Here is a 25609-nt window from a genome sequence, read left to right as displayed (position 1 = left end):
AGGCCCCGCTTAGCTCCACCAAACACCTTCGAGGTGCAATCCTTCTTTTAGAACAAACAGATACACCTTTCTCGCTTTCTGCCTCGTAACCAACATTTCGAGCATCATAAGACCCCGAGCAGCCAAGTTTTGCTTGGATACTCGCATGCTTGAAGCGCCGTTTCTGTGAGGCAAAATGCTGCGCTTTTGGCTAGGGCCGCAGCCCTGCTTGTTCTATTTCCGAGTGGCCGTTGCGCAGAGGCGATCCGAATCACTGGCCACGGCATCCCAGCTTGCCATCGCTGCCCTGACGGCACCGCGGATCGATGGAATCGAGACGCCATCGCGGGCTTGGATGGAGACGCCGAGCAAAATTGCATCATAGAGCGAGACCAAAGCGGAAATGTCAGTTGCCGTTTTCAATGCGCCTGTTGAAACTCCATCGGTGATGCAGTCTGCGATCGCTCTTCGGGTTTCTTCGCGGTGACCTGCGGTCAAAGCCTGCAGCGTCACACCGTCCTTCGAGAGGATCGTCGCCGAAAGCGTGATCATGCAACCAGATGGATGAGACGCCTCGGTCTGCACATCCACCGAAGCAAGGAGCGCCTGCTCTAGCCTTTCACGCGCCGGAAGGCTGGTGTCGCGAAGAGCGTTCACGACACCGCCATGCTGGTCCAGATAAAGCTGCAGGCTTTCACGAAACAGCATTTCCTTCGAACCGAAGGCCGCGTAGAAACTCGCAGACGAAATGCCCCCCATGGCGAGCCGCAATTGATCGGTTGATGCACCCTCGTAGCCATGCTGCCAGAAGAGATGCATCGCATTCGTGACTGCCTCATCACGATCAAAATTCCTTGGCCTGCCTGTTCTTGCCATCGCCGTCTACCTTCCTCTTCTGGAGTAATCATTCCAGATTTGCTTGACAAAGCAAACTCTAAAATGCGACTTCCGGAATGAACGACCCAAAATTAAGGAACCGCATGGCAGAGACAGTGGCAATCCCGGGCGGAAGAACATTTGCTACGCCACAAGAGCGCCTGCCAGTGGCGGCTCTGCTCGTTCTTGCCATGACGGGATTTACCGCAATCCTCACGGAAACTCTCCCTGCTGGCCTGCTGCCGCAAATGGCAAATGGTCTGGGCGTTTCGCAGTCGCTCGCGGGTCAGACTGTGACTGTTTATGCGGTTGGCTCTCTCGTCGCTGCCATCCCGCTGACCTTGTGGACGCAAGGCTGGCGTCGCAAGCCTGCCTTGCTCCTCGCCATTGCCGGGTTCCTGATTTTCAATACGATAACGGCCCTGTCCACGTCATATGCCATCACACTTGTCGCTCGTTTTCTGGCCGGCATGGCAGCCGGGCTTGGCTGGGGTATCGTGTCTGGTTATGCAAGGCGACTTGTGATCGAGCGCCTGCAGGGAAAGGCACTGGCAATCGCCATGGCAGGCACACCGCTGGCACTCGCGCTTGGCGTGCCCGCTGGCGCCTTCTTTGGTGCAACGGTCGGCTGGCGAGCAGCTTTTCTGTTCATGTCTGCAACGACCTTGGCTCTGTTGCTGTGGGTCATCTGGAAAATGCCGGATTTTCCGGGCCAACCTCCTGCGCGGCGCCTGTCTCTCACCGGCGTCATGCGGACAATGGGTGTCAGGACGGTCCTCACCGTGTTGTTTCTGTGGGTGACCGGGCACAATATTGTCTATACCTACATCACGCCTTTCGCGGCTCTTTCGGGCCTGAATGACGAGATTGACCTCCTGCTTCTTGCTTTCGGACTGGCGGCCATTGCGGGTATCTGGTTCACCGGAGCATTTGTCGACCGGTTGTTGCGGGCGCTTATTCTCGGCAGCCTCTGCGCTTTCTGTGCAACGGCTCTTTCGCTTGCCTTGTTTGCAGCCACCACGCCAGTCATGATTTCGGCCATGGTCGTCTGGGGCTTTTCCTTCGGTGGGGCGGCTACGCAGCTACAGACAGCGCTTGCCGATGCGGCTGGCGAGGGTGTGGATCTCGCCAATGCCATGCTGACGACCGTGTGGAACGGCGCCATCGCCGCAGGCGGCCTCATAGGCGGCATTCTGCTCGATAGCCACGGCGCTGGGTCCCTCGCATGGGCCGCTCTCCTGCTGGGGTCAGGGGCCTTGATCATCGCGACCACCGCACGGGCTCACGCATTTTTACCGGGTCCTCGTACCCACCACAAATCCTGAGGAGTAAAGTTCATGAAGGCCTACCAGATCGGTGACCAAAATGGTCTCGAATATTTGACTGCGACAACCCGTCCAGACCCTGTCGCAGGGCCAGGACAGGTCATCGTTGCGCCGCAGCTGATCAGTCTTATCAGCCGCGATATACAAATCCTGCGTGGGGTCTATGGACCACGTCAGGCGTCAGATCGCATCGCTATGTCGGAGGGTGTCGGTATCGTTGTCTCCGTTGGGGAAGGTGTAAAAAGCGTTGCACCAGGTGACCGCGTCGTATGTGGACACTTCGCCGGATGGCTCGATGGTCCTTTCACAACGGACGTCTTCGCCCATGATGTCGGCGTGACGCATGATGGCTGGCTGGCGCGGCAAGTTGTACTGCCGGCCGAAGCCGTCATCCGCGTCCCCGACCAGCTTGCCGATCATCGCGTTGCGGGGCTTGCGTCCGTCGGCCTTACCGCATGGAATGCGCTCATTGAAGTTGCGAAGGTAAAGCCAGGCGAGCTTGTCTTGTGCCTCGGCACCGGCAGCGTATCGCTCTTTGCCTTGAAACTGGCGAAAGCGCTGGGCGCGCGTGTTGCGATCACATCTTCCAGCGACGCCAAACTGGCAATCGCACGAGATATGGGCGCCGACATTCTTATCAACTACCGTACCCATCCCGAATGGGGCGTCGAACTGATGACGCAAACCGGCGGAGCCGGTGCCGACATCATCATCGAAACCGGTGGTCAGGATACTCTCGGACAATCCATTGCGGCGACCGCCGCCAACGGACGTATCATCATTATCGGCGTAACGCCTGGAACCACCTCACCAATTCCCGACTACACTGCGCTCATTCTGCGCAACATCACCATACGTGGCATCGCCAACGGCAATCGAAGCATGTTCTCGGATCTTCTGGCCTCGATGGATCGCCTCGGCATTGAACCATTGACCGACTGTACCTTCCCGTTCGACAAGGCGAAGGAAGCCTTTGCCTATTATGCAGCAGGGACGCATATCGGCAGAGTGATGATATCGGTTCAGAGCTAACGATGGCCGCATCTGGCCGGTCGAGTTGGGTGCCGTCTGCAACCTCGGCGGTTCCCACTCGGCGGCTAGGCTGCCCGCGCCTGTTTGGACTTTGACCCTTCAGCAATTTCAAAGCGATCAACCATCATGCGCAAGTTTTGGGCCTCATCGTCCAGCACGGCAGACGCGGCGTTGGTCTCTTCTACCATTGCAGCATTTTGCTGTGTCATCTGGTCCATGTGGTTCACAGCCGTATTGATTTCGCTCAGCCCCGCAGCCTGTTCGCGGCTGGCTGCAGAAATGGTTTGGATGAGACCGTTTATGGACCGCACCTGATCAACAATACGCGTGAGTGCATCTCCTGTATCGTTCACAAGGTCAACGCCTTGCCTGACCTGTTCGCTCGATGTGGAAATCAGTTCCTTGATCTCTTTGGCCGCATTCGCCGAGCGCTGGGCCAGCTCTCTGACTTCCATTGCAACAACAGCAAATCCCTTGCCAGCCTCGCCAGCACGTGCGGCTTCCACACCGGCATTCAAGGCCAGCAGATTGGTCTGGAAAGCGATTTGATCGATCACGCTTATGATCTGCGACATCTTGTTTGCAGATTCCTCGATAGTCTCCATCGCCCCGATTGCATTGGCAACGATGGTGCCTGAGACTTCCGCATCTTTGCTTGCGCCGTTGACTTTCTCTGCTGCAAGACCGGCAACGGCCGCGCTCTCCGTCAATTTGTGGCCGATCTCATTCAGTGCTGCCGCCGTCTCCTCCAGACTTGCAGCTTGCTGCTCGGTTCGGCGCGACAACTGGTCGGAACTGCGGCTGATCTCATTCGTGCCAGCGGTCAAAGCGGTCACGGTGTTGTTCAAGCTTGCGATTGTGTCGTGCATGCTCTCAAGCGCGGAGTTGAAGTTTGTACGCAATTCCGCATAACGACCCGGAAATGTCTCAGAGATGCGGTAGGTAAGATTGCCATTGGAAAGCGCCAGAAGCCCTTTTTCCAGGCTCTCGACGACAAGCTTCTGGGTTCGCACCGTTTCCGCACGTTCAGCCTCGGTCTGCCCGCGCTCCAGCTCTGCTTCCCGCCGCTCCCGCTCAGCCACAATCTCCAGCGTCCTGCCATTTTCCAGCTTGTGCCGGAAGGCTTCGAGCGCCTTCGACAGGGCGCCGATTTCGTCTGCGCGCTCACAGCCTTCAACGACATGCTCGTAGTTCCCATTGGAAAGACGGGCGACTTCTCTCAACAGCATGCCAATGGGTTTTTGAATGAAGATGCGAATGGCGAGGAAAAGCGAGACGACCACGGCCAGCAGAATAAACAGTCCGCCAGCAACGAGAATCTTCGTCTGTTCATTCACAATGGCCGAGATGGCTGCGGCTGGAACATCTTCGACGATGAACCAGCGGCTGTTCAAGCCGGGCAGTTCGAAGGGGTAAACGACGCGGTAAACACTCTCGCCTTCTTCGCCCTGAACATTTTCGATAACAGCAGGCCCCGCACCTTTGACAACGGACTGGACGATATCGAGACCCTTTGCACCGTACGGCTTCATCACCATGGCGGCATCAGGCGCGGTCAGCCATGCACCGCTTGCGGAAAGCAGATAGACCCGGCCTGTTCCGAATGGCCTGTAGGCTTTCAAGGAATCCGCAATCGCACCGAGGCCGATATCGACGCCCGCAACGCCACGCACAACCCCTTCGACCGCCACAGGATAGGCAATGCTCATCATCAGCAAGCCACCGGCCGTATCCTCCACATAAGGCTCAGTGACCGCGGGCTTGCCGGAGCTGGCCGCGAGCCGAAAATAAGGCTGACTGTAGTCGATCTGATCCGGCAACACGAGTTCAAGTGCATTACCAGCTCGGGTCCAATAAGGAGTAAACTGTCCAGAGCTATTGGTTCCAGATGCCGCATCCGCAAGAGGTCCGCGCGCTCCGTCAAATCCAAAATCAGCTTCGAGAAACCAAGACCCAAACACGAGGTCGAACTTTTTGACCAAAGCCGGCAATGTGGCGGTGATATCCGCACGCGTAATCGTCTTGTCCTGAATGGCTTGCTCAAAGGTCCCAGCAATCGAAGCGACCCCTCCGGAAAGGAGAGAGATCTTGGCGTTGAAAGCTTCGCTGATCGCTTTGGCGTCCGCTTTGGCCTGCTCGATCGTGATCAAAGTCGCGCTGTGCCGTACCTGGTACACAACAACTGCAAAGGTCAAAGCAAGAAATAGAGATATCGCCACAGCACTCACTGCCAGCAACTTCATTGCCACGGACGATTTACGAGGAGCAGCTTTCATTCTCGGGTGACCTCAAAGGATAAGTGCAGTTTTGACACGCATGAGATTTCACAATGAGATGCATTGCGGTGAAGCATGGTGCCACTAAAGAGCCAGATGACAATATTATTCCTAATATTTATATAACTTATACATAATAGGAGCCTAACGCCCCTTTGTGAGAGAAAGTTACTCCTGCGCTAAGATCTGGCCTTTCATGCTGTCAAAATTCTAATCTAACGATCTCGATATGCATTACCCCGCGCAAGACTGCGCCTTGGGACGACACAGGTGCGCTCGGAACCAAATTCTGCTCGACATTGCCGGACAAGGACGTTGACCGTCGCTCACTCATGCAAAAAGACACCTCCCTTGTCTGCAAGGGAGGTGTCCTGACAAAGTCTGTGAAAGCTGGGTTGGTTTAAAACTCTTCCCAGCTCTTGGTTTTGAGGGCTGCATTACCTGAGAATGACGAGCTCACCCGATTCAGCAATTGCCGGGCAGGCGATCGTGTTTGCGCTGACTGACGCTCTGTCGCGCTCGAAACGGCAGATCTTGCTTTTGCATCTGTCTCGAATTTGCCGACGAGAACAAACAAGGCTTCGGCTTCCCGTGCAAGTGCGTGGCTTGCCGCGGTTGATTCCTCCACCATTGCAGCATTTTGCTGGGTGCCCTGATCCATCTGGGACACGGCCTGATTGATTTCCTTGATGCCAGTTGTCTGCTCACGCGATGCTTCGACGATAGACAGAACGTTAACGCTGATTTCCTTGACCTGCTCGACAATCTTGCTGAGAGATTCGCCTGTCTGCGCGACAAGGCCAACGCCGCTTTTGACGTGCTCCCCTGATTTCGCAATCAAGGCCTTGATGTCTTTTGCAGCACTTGCAGAACGCTGGGCCAGCTCTCGCACTTCCTGGGCAACCACGGCAAAGCCCTTGCCAGCCTCGCCCGCTCTGGCTGCCTCTACGCCCGCATTCAGCGCAAGCAGATTGGTCTGGAATGCAATCTCATCGATGACGCCGATGATGTTGGAGATTTCGCTAGACGAAGTCTCAATCGCATTCATCGCATTGATGGCTCTCGTTACCACCTGCCCGGAATGCTCGGCATTCTCGCGCGTCTCAATCACGAGACGACCGGCTTCTTCAGCCCGGCGGCTGGTATCGGCAACCGTTGTCGTAATCTGCTCCAAAGCAGCGGCGGTCTCTTCAACGGATGCAGCCTGCTGCTCGGTGCGCTTGGCGAGATCATCCGCCGAGGCGCGGATCTGGTTTGAACCAGCGGAGATGGCTTGCGCATTGCCGCTAACATCAACGATGGCATCCTCAAGACGCTCGATTGCACCGTTGAAGTCCACACGGATTTTATCAAGACGGGTCGCGAAGGTCTGGTTGATGCGGTAGTTCAACGTGCCATTGGCCATCGCGCCCAGACCTGCCGCAAGAGTATCGACCGCGAACTGCACTTCTGCATTTTCGGCGGCTTCTTTTTCCTGCTGCTGGAGCCGTTCACGCTCTGAAAGCGCGCGGTTGGCCTGCGCTTCCGCTTCCAGTTGCGACCGTTCCTGTGCATTGGTTTTGAACACTTCCACGGACTTCACCATCTCACCGATTTCGCTGCGATCGGCAACGACGCTCAGTTCAGCGTCTGCATTGCCATCCGCCAGTTCGCGCATCGTCTTCACGAGGCGGGTAACCGGGCTTGTAATGGAGCGGGTTACGATTGTGGCAAGCACTGCAACAAGGGCAAGAACGCCAATGGAGATGGAAAGGGAGATAAGGAGGGCATTGTACTGTTTGGTAGCAGAGGCAGCGGCGAAATCGCGCAGTTCGAGGCCGGTTTTGTCTTCGACAGCCTTGAGCGCGTTGATCCGGTTGGTCGAAGCCTTGTACCAGTCTTCGCCACTCACGCTGTTCAATTTGCCTCCAAACGCACTGGCCATCGCTATACCACGCTGGCTTTCGACAAGTTTGCCAGCATCGCTACTCAAGGCTTCCCTCAATGCTGCGCGCTCGTCTGCGCCCGCATAGCTGTTGAAGTCCGAGAAAAAGACATTTTGCATCGCACCGAACTTGACGAAAAGCTGATAGCTTTCCGGGCTGAAGCTGCCAGATGTGAAGGCTGCAGTGCCAATCGTACGCTCTTGCCCTGCCCGCTCCTTGCCTTGCAGCAGTGCAGAATATGCAACAATTCTGTTGGATATGGTGCTGTCGGTCGTCAGGGAACTCATCGATTCAATGATTTGGATGAGGCTGCCGATGGTGTCGGCAAAGTAGGAGGCAATCTCGGGCACACCGGCCTTAAGCGACGTCACATCCTGCCGCATGGCTTTCAGCCTATCCAGCTTGGCTTGCGCGGCGGCGGCCAGTTCTTTCAAGGCGGGAGCCATGTCATTATTCTGGTCGGTCAGGCCCAGAGTCTTGAAGCGCTGGATTGCAACGTCCGCTGCTTCTCTTTGCTTTTCAAGAAGGGGACCGAACTCACCCTGGCCTTTTGCTCCAACGAAACCCGCAGAGGCTCCGCGCTCCTTTTGGACTTCGTGAATTGTGGCGCCCAGCACTGGCGCCATGGACGCGATATCGGCGACGGACCTTGCTTCCGCAGCAACGGTCATGCGCTGGATGTTGTCCTGCAACGCGGCAGCCACAAGCGCTATGGTTGGAATCGCGGCAACGAGAATAATGCGCGTACTGATTTTAAGATTGCCGAATATGCTCACTTTTTGGCCTCTGATGGGGGTGATGCATCAAGCGATTGAAATGCCTGTGCGTTTAGGGAGGGATTGCCTCAACCCTATAAGTACCGACCATTGAGAATTGGTTATTTTCACGCTTAAATAATGAGCCTTGCCTATTTACTATGCATAGTTGTAGGTGCGAAAATTAGGATTTTCACACTGACGTAAGGTGAATGCAGCGACATCCTTGCAGTCTTCCTGCCGATGTTGGCCGACATCTCGCCGGGTTGATCCCACGCCGAAAGCGCAACACTCCTGATAGGATCAGTTGCCCTTTTTGAAATAACCGAGATGACTGATGACTAGGTTCTGGAGACTTTTCTGCTGGCTGCCGCAAAGCGCAATTCGACGGCTGCCGCCGTGACGGGCAATTGCAGCAGTCGAGAAAGACCTTGGTGTCCAGCTTTTCGTGCGAACGACCCGGCAGCTATCGCCGACAACAGATGGCGTTTTTTGCCGCGCAGATTCAGCCAGCGATCTAGGCCCTTGAAAATATTCGTAACGCCTACAAGGCTGATCAGGGCCGCCTGCGGAATAGCGCCCTGTCCTGGTTTGGCAGGGCTATGCCGCAACCGATCTTATCCATAATGAACTGAGGCTGACACAGGACGTGCAGCTCAGGTACGATTGAGCGTATCTTTATTGCTCTCATCGCTACGGCCAGAGAACCAGTTTGCCAGCAAAGCGCCCGAGATGTTGTGCCAAACGCTGAAAATGGCGCTTGGAACAGCAGCAAGAGGTGAAAAATATGCGGTCGCGAGCGCAGCGCCCAAACCAGAATTTTGCATTCCGACCTCGATGGCGATTGCCTTGCGCTTTGCAAGCGACAGGCCAGTGGCTTTTGCTGCGAAATATCCCAGCAGGTAGCCAAGACCATTGTGCAACACCACGACCGCAAAGATCATCAGCCCAGACTGAACGATGGCACCTTTCGAAGCACCGACCACGGCAGAAACGATCAGGACGATGCCGATCACACTCACAAGCGGCAATGCTGGAACGGCAGCCTTGACGACACCGGGCAGCAGCTTCTGCAAGGCGGCACCGAGAGCCAATGGCACCAGAACGACCTTCACGATGCTCATGAACATCGCCCAGCCATCAACAGGGAGAAACTGGCTGGCAAACATCCAAACGAGGAATGGCGTTACCAGCGGCGCTGCAAGCGTTGTGACAGAGGTGCAGGCAACAGAAAGCGCGACGTCGCCTTTCGAGAGATAGGTCATCACATTGGATGAGGTGCCGCCCGGGCAGCAACCCACAAGAATGACGCCAGCGGCAACTTCCGGCGGCATCGGAATGAGCCGGGTCAGCAAAACCGCCAGCAACGGCATGATAATAAACTGACCCAGCACGCCTATGGTGACATCGAAGGGACGCTTCACGACTTCGCGGAAATCATCAACCGACAGGGTCAGCCCCATGCCGAACATGATGATGGACAAAAGCGTGACAATCCAGGGTCCAATCTGCTTGAACGTATCCGGGAAGAAGAAGCCAAGAACCGCGAAAAGAATGACCCAACCGGCAAATGTTTTGCCCACGAAAGCCGAGATTGTTGTCAGTGATTTCATGTTCTTACTCCAAACCCACAATTGAATGTGACGTCTAGTTGCAGGTTCTGCGGTGTCAAGGCATGCATCACTCCGCATGGTCTTGATCCACTGACTTACCGCCTAAAAGACGCGAAGGCATGCTCAAACAGGTCAACTTCTGTCAGAGCGAGCGAATGGCTTAGAAAGTCGGCCTACCTCACCCGAAACAGCGTGAGCAGCTGCTGGCAGGCGCAATCGGTGTGAACAAATAGTCGCAAACATCAACGATGCGCAGAAAACGCAATGCCATGCTCAATCATTGTCGTTTGGAATGTTCAGCAAATGGCCGCAAGCCTTGCAGTGAACAGCGTCAACTTCGTGCCGCTGGAGGCCGCATTTCTCGCAAGGATACATGACCTTGTAGGGCCGAACAATGGATTGCGCGAGCCTGACGAACAGCGAGATGCCAACGATCATCGTGACGACGGATGTTAGTTTCCCCAAGGGTCCAGGCAAGGTGATGTCGCCGAACCCTGTCGTTGTCATCGTTGCGACCGTGAAATAAAGCGCGTCAACAAAGCCAATGAGACCGCTCTGGTGATAGAAAAACGTGGTGTAGACGAAGCCCGTTACCATGAACAGGAAAACGAAAAAGTTCAGCGATGCGCGAGCGACGTCCCTGTACTGATGGCAGCCTAGCCGCTTGAGAATGAAGGCAAAGAGCGGGCTCTCTCCGACTGCCCATAGTCGCATTGCCCGCAGAAATGCGAAATTGAACAGCGCATTGGGAAACAGAAGCGTTGCCAGTATGACAAGGTCGATCCATGTCATCGGTCGCTTGAGAGATGCCACGACAGAGCCGGCCGCGAAAGCTCTTGCGAGAATTTCAGCGAGAATCCAGATCGCGATGAGATAATCGATGATCAGATATGACGGCCCACTGCGCAGGAATGGGCCGAAGATAAAGAACGCAATGATGCTGACGTCGATCACGGCGAGCACCGCCTGCCAGCGTAAAGCCCATGTGTCACGTCCGCGTTCAATACGGCGCAGCTTGCTCTGCAGCTGCTCGATCCGCCCTGGCAACGGGCTTTTGGCTTTTACATCTGGCATCATTCTTAACGGATAAAGGTCCGCCACCATCAGGTCAACGTCAAGCGCTGCTCACTCAAATCGAACTGATCTGAGTGTGAGACGACCACCAATCTGACGGATGCCAGCAGATCAATGGTCGTCATTTTAAAGTCCGGCTTAAGCCAGGGAGAAGATCAGTCCCGATATTGCAAAACCGAGGAGACCAACCATCGTCTGCATGACGGTCCATGTCTTGAACGTCGTTTTGATGTCCATGTTAAAGAATCGGCCGACAAGCCAGAAGCCGGAATCGTTGACATGGGATAGCATGACCGAACCCGATGCGACTGCGATGACGATGGCCGCCAGCTCCACACCCTGGTAACCGGCCGCCTGAACAGCAGGCTGAATCAGTCCGGCAGCGGCGATGAGGGCAACCGTTGCAGACCCCTGCGCAACGCGCAACGCTGTCGAAATCAGAAAGCCTGCGACAAGCACGGGCATGCCGATGTCGGCCAGCGCGCTTGACAGCGCGTTGCCAATGCCCGAGGCGCGTAGAACGCCACCAAACATGCCACCGGCGCCGGTGATCAAGATGACCGAGCAAACCGGGCCCAAAGCGGAATCGACAATACGCTCTACCTTGAGAGGGTCTCGACCGCGCATCGGCCCGAGCACAAATGCAGCCACCAAAACCGATATCAGAAGTGCAATCGGCGTCGAACCTATAGCGCGCAGAAGCTGGAACCAACCGGCATCCTTGCTCACCCATTGCTGAGCGCGCGCGAAATCCAGACCCGTATTCATGAAGATCAACAGCAGTGGCAGAAGCAGAAGCGCAATGACCAGCCTGGAGCTTGGCAAGGACACATTATCCTCAACCGACTTTTCTTCCGAAAAATCAGGTACCGGCAAGAAAACACGTTTTCCAATCCACTTACCGTAGAAATGGCCGGCAATGATCCAGATGGGCACAGCAACCAGCAGACCAACGATAATCAGCAAGCCGACATCAGCGCCAAGCAACTCAGACGCGGCTACCGGTCCAGGATGCGGTGGCACGAAAATGTGCATGCAGGAAAACGCGGTCGCAACCGGTATGCCGTAAAGAAGTAGGCTGCCACCAAGACGGCGAGCCACCGTAAACATCACGGGAAGCATAACGACGAGGCCTGCGTCAAAAAAGATCGGAAAGCCGAAGAACAGCGATGCTATGCCCAACGCCATGGGCGCACGTTCCTCGCCAAAACGGGCGATGAGATCGTCGGCCAGCGCCTGCGCGCCACCGGAAACTTCCAATAGCCTGCCCAGCATAGCACCAAGCCCAACAAGAAGCGCCACGCCACCGAGCGTGGAGCCAAAAGCTGTGGTGAGCGTGTTCATGATGTTTGCAGTTGGAATGCCCGTGACAAGCGCGGTCAAGAAACTGACGAGAATGAGTGCCACAAAGGCGTGAACACGAAATTGGATGATGAGCAACAACAGAAGGGCCACCGCGCCCACTGCTATGGAAATCAAGGTACCCGCAGACAATGTCTGTTCGAATTCCGGCAAATGAATACTCCTTAAATGCGGACGCTGACTTTCGCCAACCGCTCCAAACGGTCGCTTGATGGACCTGTGGTCTGAACTCGCAACGAACCAGATGGTCCCGTGTAGGACAAAGCGCCTGCCCGCTTCAATGCGAGAGATCGATTCAGAAGTAACATTACGGAGTGCAGGCAGGGTTATCCACTGGCTGGTCCGGCGTCACTCTCTCCCGCCACCAGTTCCAGCGGCCAGATAATTTGCTGCTTCTCATCAGGGTAAAGTGATGCGTAAGCGGGCATTCTGGACAGCAGCGTCTTGCCGACCGAAACACCCAGATCTCTCAAAGACAGGCGAAAGCTCGTGAGTGGCGGCTGGAGAAACCGACCGCGCGGCTCTTCGCGAAAACCGATGACGGCCAGATCGTGACCGACTTTCAAGCCCACCTCGGCAAGCCTGCGATAAAGTCCAAGTGCCATCAGTTCATAGATCAGTACCACAGCCGTTGGGCGCCGCCGCATATGCAGCAATTCGCTACCCGCATGGTAGCCACCCTGTTCGCTGGATTTTGCCTTGATGACGAGCGATGGATCGAAAGAAAGCCCGTTTTCTTCCAGCCCCTTCTTGTAGCCTTCCAGAAAAATATAACCAAGATTGATGTCGTTATCGGGAATGGCGACTGCAATGCGCTTGTGACCATTTGCAGCAAGGCGGTTCACCGAAGCGCGTGCCACGCCGTCAAAATCCAGATCAACCCAAGGGTAATTGCCACCGGATTGGGAGCGGCCGAGTGCAACGAAAGGCACGCCTGCCTTGACCAGAAAGTCGATCCGCCTGTCGATTCTGCGGGTGGAGGAAATGATCATCGCATCCACCAGACGCCGCGCCACCATGCGTTTGAGATATTCTTCCCGGTCTTCGTCGTCAGAGCAAGGGAGTATGACGAGATCAAGCTTGTGAGGCGCAAAAACGCTTTGTAGCCCGTCTGTTACGCCCATGAAGAAGTTGTCGGAGTTTTCCACGGTCTCCGGATTGCTCCCCATCATCAAACCGATAACGTTTGTGGTGCCTTGGCGCAGACTGCGGCCGGATTGATTTGCGACGTAACCAAGCGCTTCGGCGGCCTCCAGCACACGGGCGCGGGTTTCTTCGCTCACATCGGGCTTGCCGTTCAATGCCCGGGAAACAGTGCCTATGGAGATGTCGAGATGCTCGGCCAGCTGGCGTATTCCCTTCATGTCTCTACCCATTCCCCATCTCGTCTATTCCTCACGTCTTATACGCCTCTTGACACAAATAGCATTTTCATCATAGCGTCGTAAACGTTTACGGAACATCGCATCTTGAGGAGTTTGATGCGAAAACCGGGAGGAAATCGTGATATTCAATGCCGTTTTATGCGGATGCGGAGCTATGGCTAAAGGCTGGTTGCGAGCAATTGCCTCGACACCGGAGCTTGCTGCTTCCATCAAGATTGTGGGCCTTGTGGATTTGAACCGCGACACAGCGGAAGCTCTGGCGCGAGAGTTCTCTCTGTCAGAGGCCGTCATCGGCACCGATCTCAAACAGGTGCTTGAGACAACAAAGGCCGACCTGCTGTTCGACGTCGTCATTCCCGTTGCGCGTTTCAATGTCGTATCCATCGGCCTTGCCGCTGGATGCCACGTACTGAGCGAAAAGCCGATGGCCTCTTCGCTTGAAGAGGCACGGGAGCTGGTCGCGCTGGCCGAGAACGCTGGCAAGGTCCATGCCGTCGTTCAAAACCGCCGCTTTATCTCCGGGATTCGTCGTCTTCGGCGCGCAGTCTCGGAAGGCTTGATCGGCACTCTCTCGGGCATTCATTGCGATTTCTTCATCGCACCGCATTTCGGCGGCTTCCGTGAAGAAATGAAGAACGTGCTGTTGCTGGATATGGCCATTCATACCTTCGATGCCGCACGGTTCGTTGCTGATGAAAAGCCGCTTGGCGTCTATTGCCTAGAAACCAACCCTTCCGGGTCGTGGTATTCGCATGGTGCAGCGGCCAATGCGGTCTTTGAGTTTTCCAACGATGTCGTCTTTACCTATCGCGGCTCGTGGTGCGCCGAAGGTGAGCGGACCAGTTGGGAAAGCCAATGGCGGCTGGTCGGCTCCAAGGGCATGATGACATGGGACGGCGAAGAGAACTTCGTCGCAACGCTTGCCGGAAGTGAGACCGGACTTCTGCGAGGTTCAAAATCCGTAAACGTTTCTGACGTGCCCAATATCGAGGAAACGCACGGCCATGCCAGCGTGATCTCGTCCTTCATTTCCGCCATCCGCGATGGTGGCGTGCCGGAGACGGCTTCTTTCGACAACATCAACAGCCTTGCCATGGTGATTGCCGCGATTGAAAGCGCGCGTCTTCGCCAGCGGGTTTCCATTGCAGCGTAAGGATACAACAGTGAGCAATCCGGCAAAATCCATTCGCATCGGCACCATGGTCAGCGCAACAAATGGGAATGCGGCAGAACGCATCTCCCAGATCGCCGATATGGGGTTTGAGAGTTTCGAACCATTCTTCTGGCAGACCACCAGCGGGCAAGATATCGCGGAACTGGGCAAACGCTGCCTCGATGCCATTGGCGATCGCGACATAACCATCTCCACGCTTGGCATGTTCGGCAATCCGCTGGAAGAAACCGAAATGGACCTCGCGACTCTCCAAGGCTGGAAAGACTGCATCGATAACGCCCACCACTTTGGCGCGACATGCGTTGCCGGTTTCACGGGTCGTCTGCGCGGCAAGCCGCTGCCGGAAAGCCTGCCACGGTACAAGGCAATATGGAGCGAATTGGCCAAGCGTGCAGCGGAGAAGGGCATCAAGATCGCGTTTGAAAACTGCGCGATGGACGGCAATTGGGCAAGTGGTGATTGGAACATTGCCCACAACCCGGATGCCTGGGAACTGATGTTCAACGAGACGCCCGACGATAATATCGGCATCGAATGGGAACCCTGCCACCAGATGGTCTATCTCATCGATCCGCTGCCGCAGATCCGCAAATGGGCCCCGAAGATTTTCCACGTCCACGGCAAGGACGCGACCATTCGCTGGGATGTCATCAAAGAGCACGGCATTTTCGGCAAGGAAAAATTCGTTTTCATGCGCACGCCGGGCTTTGGTGATAGCAACTGGACAGATGTCATCTCGGAGCTGCGTTTGGCCGGCTGGTCCGGCTCCATCGATATCGAGGGCTGGCACGATCCGGTTTATCGCGACGCGCTGGAAATGACCGGCCAGGTTCATGGCCTGAATTATCTGAAAGCATGCCGCGGCGGTGATTTCATCGTCGATCCGGTATGAGACGACTGCGCGGCTCAGGAGGTGGGCCGCGCCTGAACTGCAATAACGATAACCACAGAGGAGGAGATCATGGGTATCGCTAAGGGCATGATGTTGGGCGCACTGGCGCTAGCAGGCGTTTCATTTGTCGCGATGTCGGCAAAGGCTGAGGACGTCAAGATAACGGTATGGTCTCTGGACCGGGATATCCAGCCAGCGCCCAATCTTATCAAGGATTTCAACGCACTTAAAAACGGTATTCAGATCGAATATCGCCAGATTCAGTTCGATGATGTGGTGAGCGAGGCCATGCGCGCCTATTCTACAGGCAACGCGCCGGATATCATCGCCATCGACAATCCCAACCACGCAATGTTTGCAGCGCGTGGTGCGTTTCTGGATGTCACCGATAAGATCGCTAAATCGGATGTTATCAAGCCTCAAAACTATTTCCCCGGTCCGCTCAAATCCGCGACATGGGACGAGAAATATTTCGGTGTGCCGAAAGCGACCAACACTATCGCGCTTTACTATAACAAGGACCTGTTCAAGGCCGCAGGGCTCGATCCCGCAAAGCCACCAGTAACATGGGACGAACTTGTTACTGCCGCCAAGAAACTGACGGACCCCGCAAAGAACGTCTATGGCATCGCCTTCAGCGCCAAGGCGAATGAAGAGGGCACCTTCCAGTTCCTGCCATGGGCGCAGATGGCCGGTGCAACCTATAAAAACATCAACACCGATGGCGCGGTAAAGGCGCTGGAAGTGTGGAAGCAGATCATGAGCGAGAAACTGGCCTCGCCGGATACGCTCACCCGAAGCCAGTGGGACGCGACCGCAACATTCAACGCCGGTAACGCCGGGATGGTGATTTCCGGACCATGGGAAATCGACCGCATGCTAAAGGATGCCAAGTTCGATTGGGGCGTGGCGCTGCTTCCTGTTCCAACACCGGATGCGCCGCGCTCCTCGGCCATGGGTGACTATAATTGGGCGATTTTCTCCAAAACCAAACATCCCGACGAAGCGTTCAAGGTGATCGAGTATTTCGCCTCGCAGGACAAAGACATGTTCAAGAGGTTCGGGCAGTTGCCCGCTCGCTCTGACATTGCCATTCCACCAACCGGAAATGCGCTGAAGGATGACGCCCTCAAGGTGTTTGTGGAGCAGCTGAAATATGCCCAGCCGCGTGGCCCTTCTCCCGAATGGCCAAAGATTTCCAAGGCCATTCAGGATGCCATCCAGGCTGCATTGACCGGCCAGATGTCGCCCAAGGAAGCTCTCGATCAGGCTGCCAAAAAAATCAAGGTCGTTGAAAAATGATCGTGGCTGTGCTGCTGCCATGATCAGGTTGCGGCATGTCACCTTACCTGTTCCTCCCGGCGGGTTGTCTGTCGCTCATGGCGGCTGGCAACCCTATCCGGAACATCCATCTGTCGGAAACAAGGGCATCTCATGAAGAAGCTATTTTCCAGCGTGAGCGATGGTCGCGGCTTTGATATTGTGCTTGTGGCTTTGCCGCTCGCATTCCTGTTCGTCATGGCCGGCCTGCCGCTGATCTACAACATCCTCATGAGCTTTCAGGAAGTTGACATGTTCAGCCTTGGCAGCTTCGTTCGCCCGTTTGTTGGCTTCAAGAACTATATCGATCTGTTCAATCAGCCCGAAACCATTCCCATTCTCACCAATACGGTGATCTTCGTCGTCGCCTCCATTGCCGGTCAGTTTTTCTTCGGCTTCGGGCTGGCGCTGTTCTTCTGGACGAACTTCCCGGGTGCGTCCTGGTTGCGAGGCCTGTTTCTGGTCTCCTGGGTCATGCCCGGGCTTGTCGTCGGCGCCATCTGGAACTGGATATTGTCTGGCGATTTCGGCGTGCTGAATTTCATTTTGCGTGAAAGCGGCATTGTAGATGCGAATATATTCTGGCGCTCGGACCCGAATTTCTCGCTCTGGGCTGTGGTTCTTGCCAATATCTGGCTGGGCACTTCGTTCAACATGATCCTGCTGTCCGTTGGCCTTGCTGCCATTCCCGCTGATCTCTACGAAGCCGCGGAACTCGATGGCGCGAACGCATGGCAAAGGTTCTATACCATCACACTTCCCATGATGCGCTCGACAATCGGTGCCATCGTGTCGCTGGGGCTGATCTTCACCCTCCAGCAGTTCGACCTCTTTGCGGCCATTACCGATGGCGGGCCGAACAACACGTCCAACGTCGCGCAATATTGGGCGTGGGACCTGTCTTTCCGGCAATATGATTTCGGCAAGGGTGCGACCATTTCGGTCATCATGATCGTCTTCGTCATGCTGGCGTCGGTCGTCTACGTTCGCTCCACACGCCATGAGGTGCGCGGATGAGCCTTGCGACACGAAACCGCTTCATGTTGGCCATCGCCCTTGTCATGGCCGCGATCTATCTGTTCCCGCTCTACTGGATGTATGTGACATCGCTCAAGGGCGGCTCGGAGATGTTTGCCAATCCGCCGAGCTTCTGGCCGGCTGCACCGCAATGGGAAACCTATGCCTATGTGTGGGAAAGCCGCAATATGGGCCGCTATCTGTGGAATTCCATTTTGATTGCAACCGGCGCCGTCAGTCTCATCACCGTTCTGGGTGTAGGATGTGCCTATGTGCTGGCACGCTATCGAAACCGCTGGGTTGATGCCGGGCTGTTCCTGATCCTGATGCTTCAGGTTTTGCCTGCATCCTTGATGATCACGCCCATCTTCGTCGGTTTCTCGCAATTCGGCCTTCTGGATTATCCACGTTTTGCGGTCATTCTGGCCATTGCTGCCAAGAGCATGCCGTTCTTCGTCATTCTGGTGCGCGCAACCTTCATGGCCGTGCCGCAAGAACTGGAGGAGGCAGCGCTTGTGGATGGCAATTCCCGTATCGGGGCTTTCTTCAACATCGTTCTGCCGCTTGCCCGCAACGGTATTGTGGTTTCCGCCATCCTCATCTTCATGCAGGCCTTCGGTGAATTCGTCTATTCGAAATCCATCATTCAGGCCGTGGAATTGCAGCCCGCAAGTGTTGGATTGAATTCCTTCATGGGGCCAAACACCAGCGAATGGAACAACATCATGGCCTACGCCACGATGTATGTGACGCCCATTCTCGCCATTTTCATTCTCTTGCAGCGCCGCATCGTTTCCGGCCTGACATCGGGAGCACTCAAATGACCCTTCAGATCGAACTTTCCGGTGTGAACAAATATTATGGCGCTTTCCACGCGCTGAAAAACATCGACCTCTCCATTGAGAAAGGCACCTTCGTCGCACTCGTCGGCCCATCTGGCTGTGGCAAATCCACCCTGCTGCGCTCTCTTGCCGGGCTGGAAAGCATTTCGGGCGGCGACATGCGCATTGCGGGCAAGCTGATGAATGGTGTGCCGCCGCGCAAACGGGATGTGGCAATGGTGTTTCAATCCTATGCGCTTTACCCGCATATGACCGTTGAGGAAAACCTCACCTATTCGCTGCGCATTCGCGGCGTGAAGAAGGCTGATGCCCGTAAGGCTGCCGAAGAGGTTGCCGCCACCACTGGCCTTTCGCAACTGATGAAGCGCTATCCTCGCGAGCTTTCTGGCGGCCAGCGCCAGCGCGTTGCCATGAGCCGCGCCATCATCCGTGACCCGCAAGCATTTCTGTTCGATGAACCTCTTTCCAACCTCGATGCTGCGTTGCGCGTGCATATGCGCAAGGAGATCAGATCGCTACATGACCGTCTGCACGCGACCTCCGTCTATGTCACGCATGACCAGATCGAGGCCATGACCATGGCTGACCATGTTGTGGTGATGAAAGATGGCGTGATCGAGCAGCAAGGCTCGCCCATCGAACTCTACGACCACCCGGTCAACCGCTTCGTTGCCGGGTTCATCGGCTCCCCCGCCATGAATTTCGTACCCGCTTTGGTTGGCGATGACGGCGGTCATGTGTCATTGCAATTTGCGGGCGGCTTGGCCGCAGGAAACATTCCGCTCATTCATCCACGCACGGCGGGTTCGCGCGTGACGGTCGGCATCCGCCCCGAACATATCGAGCTGACGGGTACGTCGGATGCGCAATTCAGCCTGCCTGTGGCAGCTGTAGAAACAACCGGATCCGCGACCTTCATAACAACCGCCACCGAGCCCGAAGTTTCAATGGTCATTCAGGGCAGAAGCACCGTCAAAGCCGGTGAGCAGCTTGGTTTCGCCATCAATCCTGCCTCCCTTCATCTCTTCGATGAGACGACCGGCATGCGCATATGAAGACGAGACACAGGCCTTACAAGACCTGAATCACTGTCAGAACCTCCCGGGCGAAGCCTTGCAACGCTTGCCTCACAGGCTTTGGGGTGACGCATGCGCTCGCTCCACTCTGACTTGCAACTGCGTGCCATCCACATATGGTCACAGCACTCATCATCACAAAAGTATGCTGAGGTCGCCACAACCCCAAGTCACTGCTAGCCTAGTCCGATCCGAGCGATTACAGTGAAAAATCTGAGACGCCTCGTCAGTCTATCTCGACCCTGCACGTCACCGTGAAAGACAATAATAGAGACAGTTTCAGGCCTTGATCACAACCTAGGTAAGCCAGTTCCTATGTCCAGCATGATGCCACCGCTTAACCCGTTAAGAACCTTTGAGATCGCTGCCAGGCTCAACAGTTTCACCTTGGCAGCGGACGAGTTGAACGTTTCTCAAGTCGCGGTCAGCCGACAGGTCAAAGCACTGGAGGATTATCTGGGTGTGGCGCTGTTCAATCGCTTGCACCGCGGCCTTGTGCTGACGCGGGAAGGGGAAGAACTCTATAGCGGGATTTCCGAAGCCTTCCAGCAGATTGGAAACGCGGCAAGACGCGTCTCCCGCAGAGGTCGCCGCGATATACTCGCCGTACAGGCCTATACGACGTTTGCGCAGAGATGGCTGATCCCGAGGCTGGCGGCCTTCCACACGGCGCATCCTCGTATTGAAGTCCGCCTCTCCTCTTCCGCGACTGCGGCCAATTTCGATACGCAAAACCTCGATGCAGCCATTCGGTCCGGCAATGGAGAGTGGCCGGAATTGCATGCTGAGCGTCTGGTCGATGTGGAGTTGATACCGGTTTGCTCGCCATCGTTTCTGGAAGAATTCCCCTTGAAGGAACCGTCCGACCTTTCAAATGTCCGCCTTCTATATTCGATGGCGAGACCGCATGATTGGAATGCGTGGGCTGCAAGCGTTAAATGCAAGTTGGTGTCACATCATGGCGTGAAGTTCGAGAACTCGGCCCTGGCTTACGAGGCTGCCTCTGTTGATGTCGGCGTTGCCATTGCCGTGCGCGTTTTCGTTGAGCGCCATCTGCGGACAGGCGTTCTGGTCGCGCCATTCGAGCAAACATGCCGAACAGGTGACGGCTATTATCTGACATGGCCGAAAGACAAGCGACCATCGCAAACGCTCATGCAGTTTCTGAACTGGGTTCGCAAGCAGATGGAAGAAGACACCGCACGTTTGAGCGCATCATAGCTTAAACAACGATGCTGAAGCCAAAAGCGCCGACACGGTCCGGTCGGCGCTTTTGATTTTAAAACATGTCCTCGGCTATTCGCCGATGACAACAAGCGCGTCTCCGGCCCTCACGCCCTGGCCTTCCGGCAAGACGAAAACAGGATTGATTTCGGCCTCAACGAGGCGGCCATCAAGCGAATGCGCCATGTCCGCGAAGGACAGGATCGTGGAAATCAGGCCATCCGTATCGGCTAGCGGCTTGCCGCGAAAGCCCTTGAGAAGCGGTGCGCATTTCAGATTATCGATCATGGAGACTGCCTGCTTCCTGTCGATAGGCAGCAACCTCAATGTGACATCCTGATAGAGCTCCGTCGTGACGCCACCCGCGCCCAACAGAATATAGGGGCCGAGCTGTGGATCCCGGTTGAAACCAAGAATAAGCTCCACCCCGCCGGTTATATATTCCTGCACCAAAAAGCCATCGATCCGGGCATCAGTGGCAGACCGGACACGCTCCAGCATGTCGTTGCAAACCGTCAGCACCTGATCTTGCGCGACACCGACAGCAACGCCGCCGACTTCAGACTTATGGAGGATCTCATCGGACAATATCTTGATGACAACATGGCCGCCGAAGCTCTTTGCCGCTTCTGCAGCCTCCACAGCCGTTGCAACAGCAACCTCCTTGGTGACGGGAACGCCGAAGCGTGCGTAAAGCGACTTGGCATCGGCCTCGTTCATTGACCCGGCGACAATGTCCGAGCAATCGATGTTCTGTTGCTCGCGGGCGTCTACGCTTTCCGATTTTCCGACCTTCAACAAGGCGGCAAGCGCGGATGCGCAACTCTCCGGCGCTGCAAATGCCGGAATACCGCTGGTGTTGAGATGGCGCACGATGCTTGGAGCTTCCGGGCTGACATAAGCAATAAGAGGCTTATCCGTCATTGCCATCGAATCCAGCAGGGGCCGTGCCACGACATCCGGCTGAGCAATGGAAGACGATCCCAAGACGACGACAATCGCATCGAAACTTGGGCTTTCTGCCAATATCTTGATGATGGACCGGAAGAGATCGGGGCGCAAACCTGCAAGCGTCACATCGATGGGATTGCGATCCAGAACCGCCTCTTTCAGCTCAAGCGCAAGCAGCTTTTCCGCCGTTTCCTTGTCAGGGCTAGGCATTGCAAGACCAAGGCAGCCGACATTATCGGCAACGATAGTGGCCGCACCGCCGGTAGATGTTACGATTGCGACCCTGTTGCCAGCCAGTCTGCGTCCAGACGCTAGAATCGCCGGAATATCGAGAAGATCGGCGAAAGTCTGCGCCCTGATGATGCCAAGCTGGTTAAACAGCGCATCGTAAACTTCATCGGCACCGGCCAACGCACCCGTATGCGACACGGCGGAATTGGCACCGGATTCAGACTTTCCAACCTTATAGACAACGATGCTCTTTCCAGCATCGATCACCCGCTTTGCCGCAGCCCTGAACTTGGCAGCGTTGCGAATGGTTTCGAGATAAAGTGCCACCACCGTGGTGGCATCGTCCTCTGCGAAACCGTCCAGAAAATCCGATACTTCCAGATCGCATTCATTGCCTGTTGCTACAAGCTTGGAGAAGCCGATACCGCGTCCGGCAGCACGCGACAGAAGCGACCCCATGATGCCGCCGCTTTGAGACAGAAGCGCGATGGAACCCGTCGGGAAGTCAGCCATCTCCATGGCGCCAGAGGCCGTCAGCATGATCTTGTCGGTCAAGTTGACAAGACCGATGGTGTTGGGTCCGAGAATACGCATCTCGCCAGCGGCTTCCAGAAGCTGCTGCTGGCGCGCCCTGCCTTCTTCGCCGCTTTCACCGAATCCAGATGCGAGAACGACAGCGGCTTTTGTGCCAGCTTCCGCCAGTTGCCGGACGGATTCGATAACGCGGTCGGCACCCACGAGGACGAGGCCAAGATCCGGCGTGCTCGGAAGATCGCGCGGATCCGCATAGGATTTCAGCCCGGCGATGGTGTCATAGCGCGGATTGATCGGATAGATATCGCCTGCAAAACCATGCCGTTGCAGATATGCAATCGGGCGACCTGTCAGCTTGGCTGGATCATTGGATGCACCAACGACCACAACGCTGCGCGGATTGAGGATCGAATTGACAATGCTCATATCATCCCCTCACTTCGAAGTCTTGTTGAGGAAGTCCTCAACGGATTGGCGGTGCTCAGCCGTCGTGTAGCAGATAGCCTGAGCTTCACGGCCCAAGGCAAAGACCTGCTCGTCCGTGCTTTCAAATGTCTTGTCGAGGATCGACTTAGTCAGCGCGATGGCGGCTGGCGAACCAATGCACAGCTCTTCTGCCCAGGCTTGTGCATCATTGATCAACGTATCGGCAGACGCCACGCGGTCTACCATGCCGATGCGAAGCGCCTCTTCGGCTTCAAGCACACGTCCCGTCAGAATGAGTTCCTTGGCCTTGGAAAGGCCGACACGGCGTGGGAGGAAATACATGCCGCCGCCATCGGAAACGAGGCCGCGCTTGATGAAGCTCATCGACAGCTTTGCGCCTTCCGTTGCAATGATGAAATCGCAGGCCAGAGCCATGTCCAGACCCAGACCGAAGGCAGCACCGTTGACAGCGGCGATAACGGGCTTGGAAATGCCGTGAATGGCTGCGACGCCGCGGTGGGTGCTTTGTTGTCGTTTCCATCCGTTGAACGCCACTTCGCCTGCCGGTGCATCGAGTCTGGCGCGCATACCGCCGACATCGCCACCAGAGCAGAAGCCCTTGCCAGCGCCGGTCAGGATGATGCCGCGCACCTGCTTGTCGGCACCTGCCGCTTCAAACGCTGCAATCAATTCGGCACGCATCTTGTCGTTGATCGCGTTGCGGACGTCCGGCCGGTTGAGCGTGATCGTGGCGATACCGTTCTTTTCGCTTACCAGCACGAACTCGGCTTGGCTTGTGGCAATGTTCATCGTGTGCTTCCTCGAATGTGATGATGCGAACGGCCGCACTCCTCCGCGCCGTTTTGGCATTGTTCATGATTAGAGAGAGAGGCAGTAATGCCGCAACCGAGGATCGCGTCAGCCTTGGCCAACATTAGGTTGGGCAAAAAAGCCCGCCTGTTGCGGCAGCTCAGAGCCTGCCAAAATCCGGGTTCGCAAGGCCGCAATCTGCGGTTCGGGCAGGACCTCCGCTGCCAGTTCATCGAACTTCTGAACAAGCTCGTTCATGCTCAAGGGATCTTCGGGATCGCCTTTTCTCGTCTCCTGAAGATGGTCGAAACTGCGCCCATCGGTGAGGTGCACAGCTAGCTTCGCCATGCGCTGTTTGGGGTAAAGGCTGGCAAGGGCTGGATCCACGCCCACCATAACCTTTGGCATCAAGGCACGAATATCGGGATGACTGAGGGCCACATCTTCGAAGGCGTTCAACCGTACCGCCCCCAGCACCATGTCGGCGCAAATGCAATATTGCGCGCTGAACCGAGCATCCGATGCATTTTGAGGGTTGGGGCGATCACACATGCTTTTCGTGGCATCATAGCCGTCAAGCCGGATGGAACTGATATCGCGCCATGTAAATCCATGTTGCTGGCGCAGAAGCCGCAGGCCATCAAGTGCGGGGAAGATATGACCGCAACATCCATGGTTCTTGATTGTCATGTGCTCAATCGGGGTCCACTCACCCAGCCCCTGCAAGGCGGAGACCCAATCTCCGGTCGACGCGCTTGTCGCGGCGGCATAACCGGTCTTGCCATGCAATGCGTCTGGAGAGCCTGTCATGCCGCTGGAGGCGGCAAAGGCGGCCAGCATACCGGCATCGGCTGCATGGCCCGCATGCAAAGCTTTCGCCATGCCCCCATTTTTCAGGTTCTGCTGGTGGCCACCGGCAAAGCTGCTGGCAATGGAAATGGCATGCGCAATCTTGTCCGCATTACATCCCAGCAGCATGGCGCAGGCTGTGGCAGCGCCCATGGTGCCGATGGTGGCGGTAGTGTGCCAGAACGCATAATGGCTTGGCTGGACCGCCAACGAAATTCGGCAACCGACTTCATATCCACCAATGATTGCGCGATGAAGATCGGCCAAAGGCCGGTTCAGATGTTGTGCAAGAGCAAGCGCTGCGGCAATCGTTGAGCTGCCGGGATGGTAACCGCCATCGCGGAAAATATCATCGAACTCGACAATATGGCTTGCCGTCGCATTCAACAGCGCCGCCGCTCGGGGAGAGCGCATCGCATCATCTGCATAGCAAATCGATCGGCCGGGCGTATCCTCCAACTGAACAGCACGCAGAAGCGCAAGCGAGGCCTCCTCCCGGCTTCCCGGAAGCGTCGTTGCAAACCAGTCGAGAATTGCACGTCGTGCAGCAGCCTCCAGTTCCGGTGACAGCTGAGCGGACCGCCAGCGATCCGCTGCGCCTGCGAGCACCAACAAAGGATTTTCCATGAAACATCTCTCAAAAGATTGAGGAACTATCGCA

The 25609-nt window shown here is 56.0% G+C and carries 20 protein-coding genes and 1 pseudogene; 11 read left to right on the top strand and 10 right to left on the bottom strand.

Going from position 1 to position 25609, the window contains the following annotated elements:
• Positions 1-213 precede the first annotated feature (213 nt).
• A complete protein-coding gene (locus tag RQI55_RS12140; RefSeq protein ID WP_311272640.1) occupies positions 214-855 on the bottom strand; it encodes a TetR/AcrR family transcriptional regulator in 642 nt (213 codons plus the stop codon).
• Positions 856-959: 104 nt separating this feature from the next.
• On the opposite strand from RQI55_RS12140, the gene RQI55_RS12135 reads away from it, so the two are divergent.
• Both RQI55_RS12135 and RQI55_RS12130 read left to right on the top strand, forming a co-directional pair.
• Positions 960-2180, top strand: coding sequence for an MFS transporter (locus RQI55_RS12135; RefSeq protein ID WP_311272639.1), 1221 nt, complete (start codon positions 960-962; stop codon positions 2178-2180).
• A 12-nt stretch (positions 2181-2192) separates the two neighbouring features.
• Positions 2193-3212 carry an NAD(P)-dependent alcohol dehydrogenase gene (locus tag RQI55_RS12130; protein WP_311272638.1) on the top strand — a complete coding sequence of 340 codons (1020 nt, stop codon included), beginning with the start codon at positions 2193-2195 and terminating at the stop codon, positions 3210-3212.
• Between the two features lie 65 nt (positions 3213-3277).
• Here the strand turns inward: RQI55_RS12130 and RQI55_RS12125 are convergent, their stop codons facing one another.
• Positions 3278-5173 carry a methyl-accepting chemotaxis protein gene (locus tag RQI55_RS12125; RefSeq protein ID WP_409233730.1) on the bottom strand — a complete coding sequence of 632 codons (1896 nt, stop codon included), beginning with the start codon at positions 5171-5173 and terminating at the stop codon, positions 3278-3280.
• Positions 5174-5300: 127 nt separating this feature from the next.
• Between RQI55_RS12125 and RQI55_RS12120 the strand changes: the two genes are divergently transcribed.
• A complete protein-coding gene (locus RQI55_RS12120) occupies positions 5301-5498 on the top strand; it encodes a hypothetical protein (RefSeq protein WP_311272636.1) in 198 nt (65 codons plus the stop codon).
• Between the two features lie 390 nt (positions 5499-5888).
• Here RQI55_RS12120 and RQI55_RS12115 read toward each other — a convergent pair whose 3' ends face one another.
• Positions 5889-8189, bottom strand: a complete 2301-nt coding sequence (locus RQI55_RS12115; protein ID WP_311272635.1) for a nitrate- and nitrite sensing domain-containing protein — start codon at positions 8187-8189, stop codon at positions 5889-5891.
• 327 nt (positions 8190-8516) lie between these two features.
• On the opposite strand from RQI55_RS12115, the pseudogene RQI55_RS12110 reads away from it, so the two are divergent.
• Positions 8517-8791, top strand: a pseudogene (locus RQI55_RS12110) (LysR family transcriptional regulator); the annotation flags it as partial.
• Between the two features lie 33 nt (positions 8792-8824).
• On the opposite strand, the gene RQI55_RS12105 reads toward RQI55_RS12110, so the two are convergent.
• From RQI55_RS12105 to RQI55_RS12090, 4 genes are all read right to left on the bottom strand, one after another.
• Complete coding sequence (locus RQI55_RS12105; RefSeq protein WP_311272634.1) at positions 8825-9781, bottom strand: bile acid:sodium symporter family protein; 957 nt, start codon at positions 9779-9781, stop codon at positions 8825-8827.
• A gap of 273 nt (positions 9782-10054) precedes the next feature.
• Entirely contained in the window at positions 10055-10855 is an 801-nt protein-coding gene (locus tag RQI55_RS12100; RefSeq protein WP_311272899.1) for an ion channel, read from the bottom strand.
• A 138-nt stretch (positions 10856-10993) separates the two neighbouring features.
• On the bottom strand, positions 10994-12370 hold the full coding sequence (locus RQI55_RS12095) for a GntP family permease (protein ID WP_202905897.1): 1377 nt from the start codon (positions 12368-12370) through the stop codon (positions 10994-10996).
• A gap of 173 nt (positions 12371-12543) precedes the next feature.
• On the bottom strand, positions 12544-13581 hold the full coding sequence (locus tag RQI55_RS12090) for a LacI family DNA-binding transcriptional regulator (protein ID WP_311272898.1): 1038 nt from the start codon (positions 13579-13581) through the stop codon (positions 12544-12546).
• Between the two features lie 139 nt (positions 13582-13720).
• On the opposite strand from RQI55_RS12090, the gene RQI55_RS12085 reads away from it, so the two are divergent.
• From RQI55_RS12085 to gcvA, 7 genes are all read left to right on the top strand, one after another.
• Positions 13721-14755, top strand: coding sequence for a Gfo/Idh/MocA family oxidoreductase (locus RQI55_RS12085; RefSeq protein ID WP_311272633.1), 1035 nt, complete (start codon positions 13721-13723; stop codon positions 14753-14755).
• A 10-nt stretch (positions 14756-14765) separates the two neighbouring features.
• Complete coding sequence (locus RQI55_RS12080; RefSeq protein WP_311272632.1) at positions 14766-15668, top strand: sugar phosphate isomerase/epimerase; 903 nt, start codon at positions 14766-14768, stop codon at positions 15666-15668.
• A 69-nt stretch (positions 15669-15737) separates the two neighbouring features.
• Entirely contained in the window at positions 15738-16970 is a 1233-nt protein-coding gene (locus RQI55_RS12075; RefSeq protein WP_311272631.1) for a sugar ABC transporter substrate-binding protein, read from the top strand.
• Positions 16971-17102: 132 nt separating this feature from the next.
• Positions 17103-18005 (top strand): carbohydrate ABC transporter permease, encoded by a 903-nt coding sequence (locus tag RQI55_RS12070; protein WP_192064820.1) that lies wholly within the window; start codon positions 17103-17105, stop codon positions 18003-18005.
• Positions 18002-18829, top strand: a complete 828-nt coding sequence (locus tag RQI55_RS12065) for a carbohydrate ABC transporter permease (protein ID WP_311272630.1) — start codon at positions 18002-18004, stop codon at positions 18827-18829. Before RQI55_RS12070 ends, RQI55_RS12065 begins: the two co-directional genes overlap by 4 nt.
• Positions 18826-19902: an ABC transporter ATP-binding protein gene (locus RQI55_RS12060; protein WP_311272629.1), complete on the top strand. Its 1077-nt coding sequence runs from the start codon at positions 18826-18828 to the stop codon at positions 19900-19902. Before RQI55_RS12065 ends, RQI55_RS12060 begins: the two co-directional genes overlap by 4 nt.
• A gap of 336 nt (positions 19903-20238) precedes the next feature.
• Positions 20239-21144 (top strand): transcriptional regulator GcvA, encoded by a 906-nt coding sequence (gcvA, locus tag RQI55_RS12055; RefSeq protein WP_042616654.1) that lies wholly within the window; start codon positions 20239-20241, stop codon positions 21142-21144.
• 75 nt (positions 21145-21219) lie between these two features.
• Here the strand turns inward: gcvA and RQI55_RS12050 are convergent, their stop codons facing one another.
• The 3 genes from RQI55_RS12050 to RQI55_RS12040 all read right to left on the bottom strand — a co-directional run bounded on the left by RQI55_RS12050 (position 21220) and on the right by RQI55_RS12040 (position 25575).
• The gene (locus tag RQI55_RS12050; RefSeq protein WP_311272628.1) at positions 21220-23289 is read right to left on the bottom strand and encodes an acetate--CoA ligase family protein; all 2070 of its coding nucleotides are present in this window, start codon (positions 23287-23289) and stop codon (positions 21220-21222) included.
• 9 nt (positions 23290-23298) lie between these two features.
• Positions 23299-24099 (bottom strand): enoyl-CoA hydratase/isomerase family protein, encoded by an 801-nt coding sequence (locus RQI55_RS12045; RefSeq protein ID WP_042616656.1) that lies wholly within the window; start codon positions 24097-24099, stop codon positions 23299-23301.
• Between the two features lie 108 nt (positions 24100-24207).
• Entirely contained in the window at positions 24208-25575 is a 1368-nt protein-coding gene (locus RQI55_RS12040) for an MmgE/PrpD family protein (protein ID WP_311272627.1), read from the bottom strand.
• Positions 25576-25609 lie beyond the last annotated feature (34 nt).

Origin of the sequence: Rhizobium sp. WCS2018Hpa-16, assembly GCF_031843705.1 — a bacterium.
Taxonomy (GTDB): domain Bacteria; phylum Pseudomonadota; class Alphaproteobacteria; order Rhizobiales; family Rhizobiaceae; genus Agrobacterium; species Agrobacterium tumefaciens_C.
Note: the sequence above shows the minus strand (reverse complement) of the source record. Positions and strands in the feature narration are given on the sequence as shown.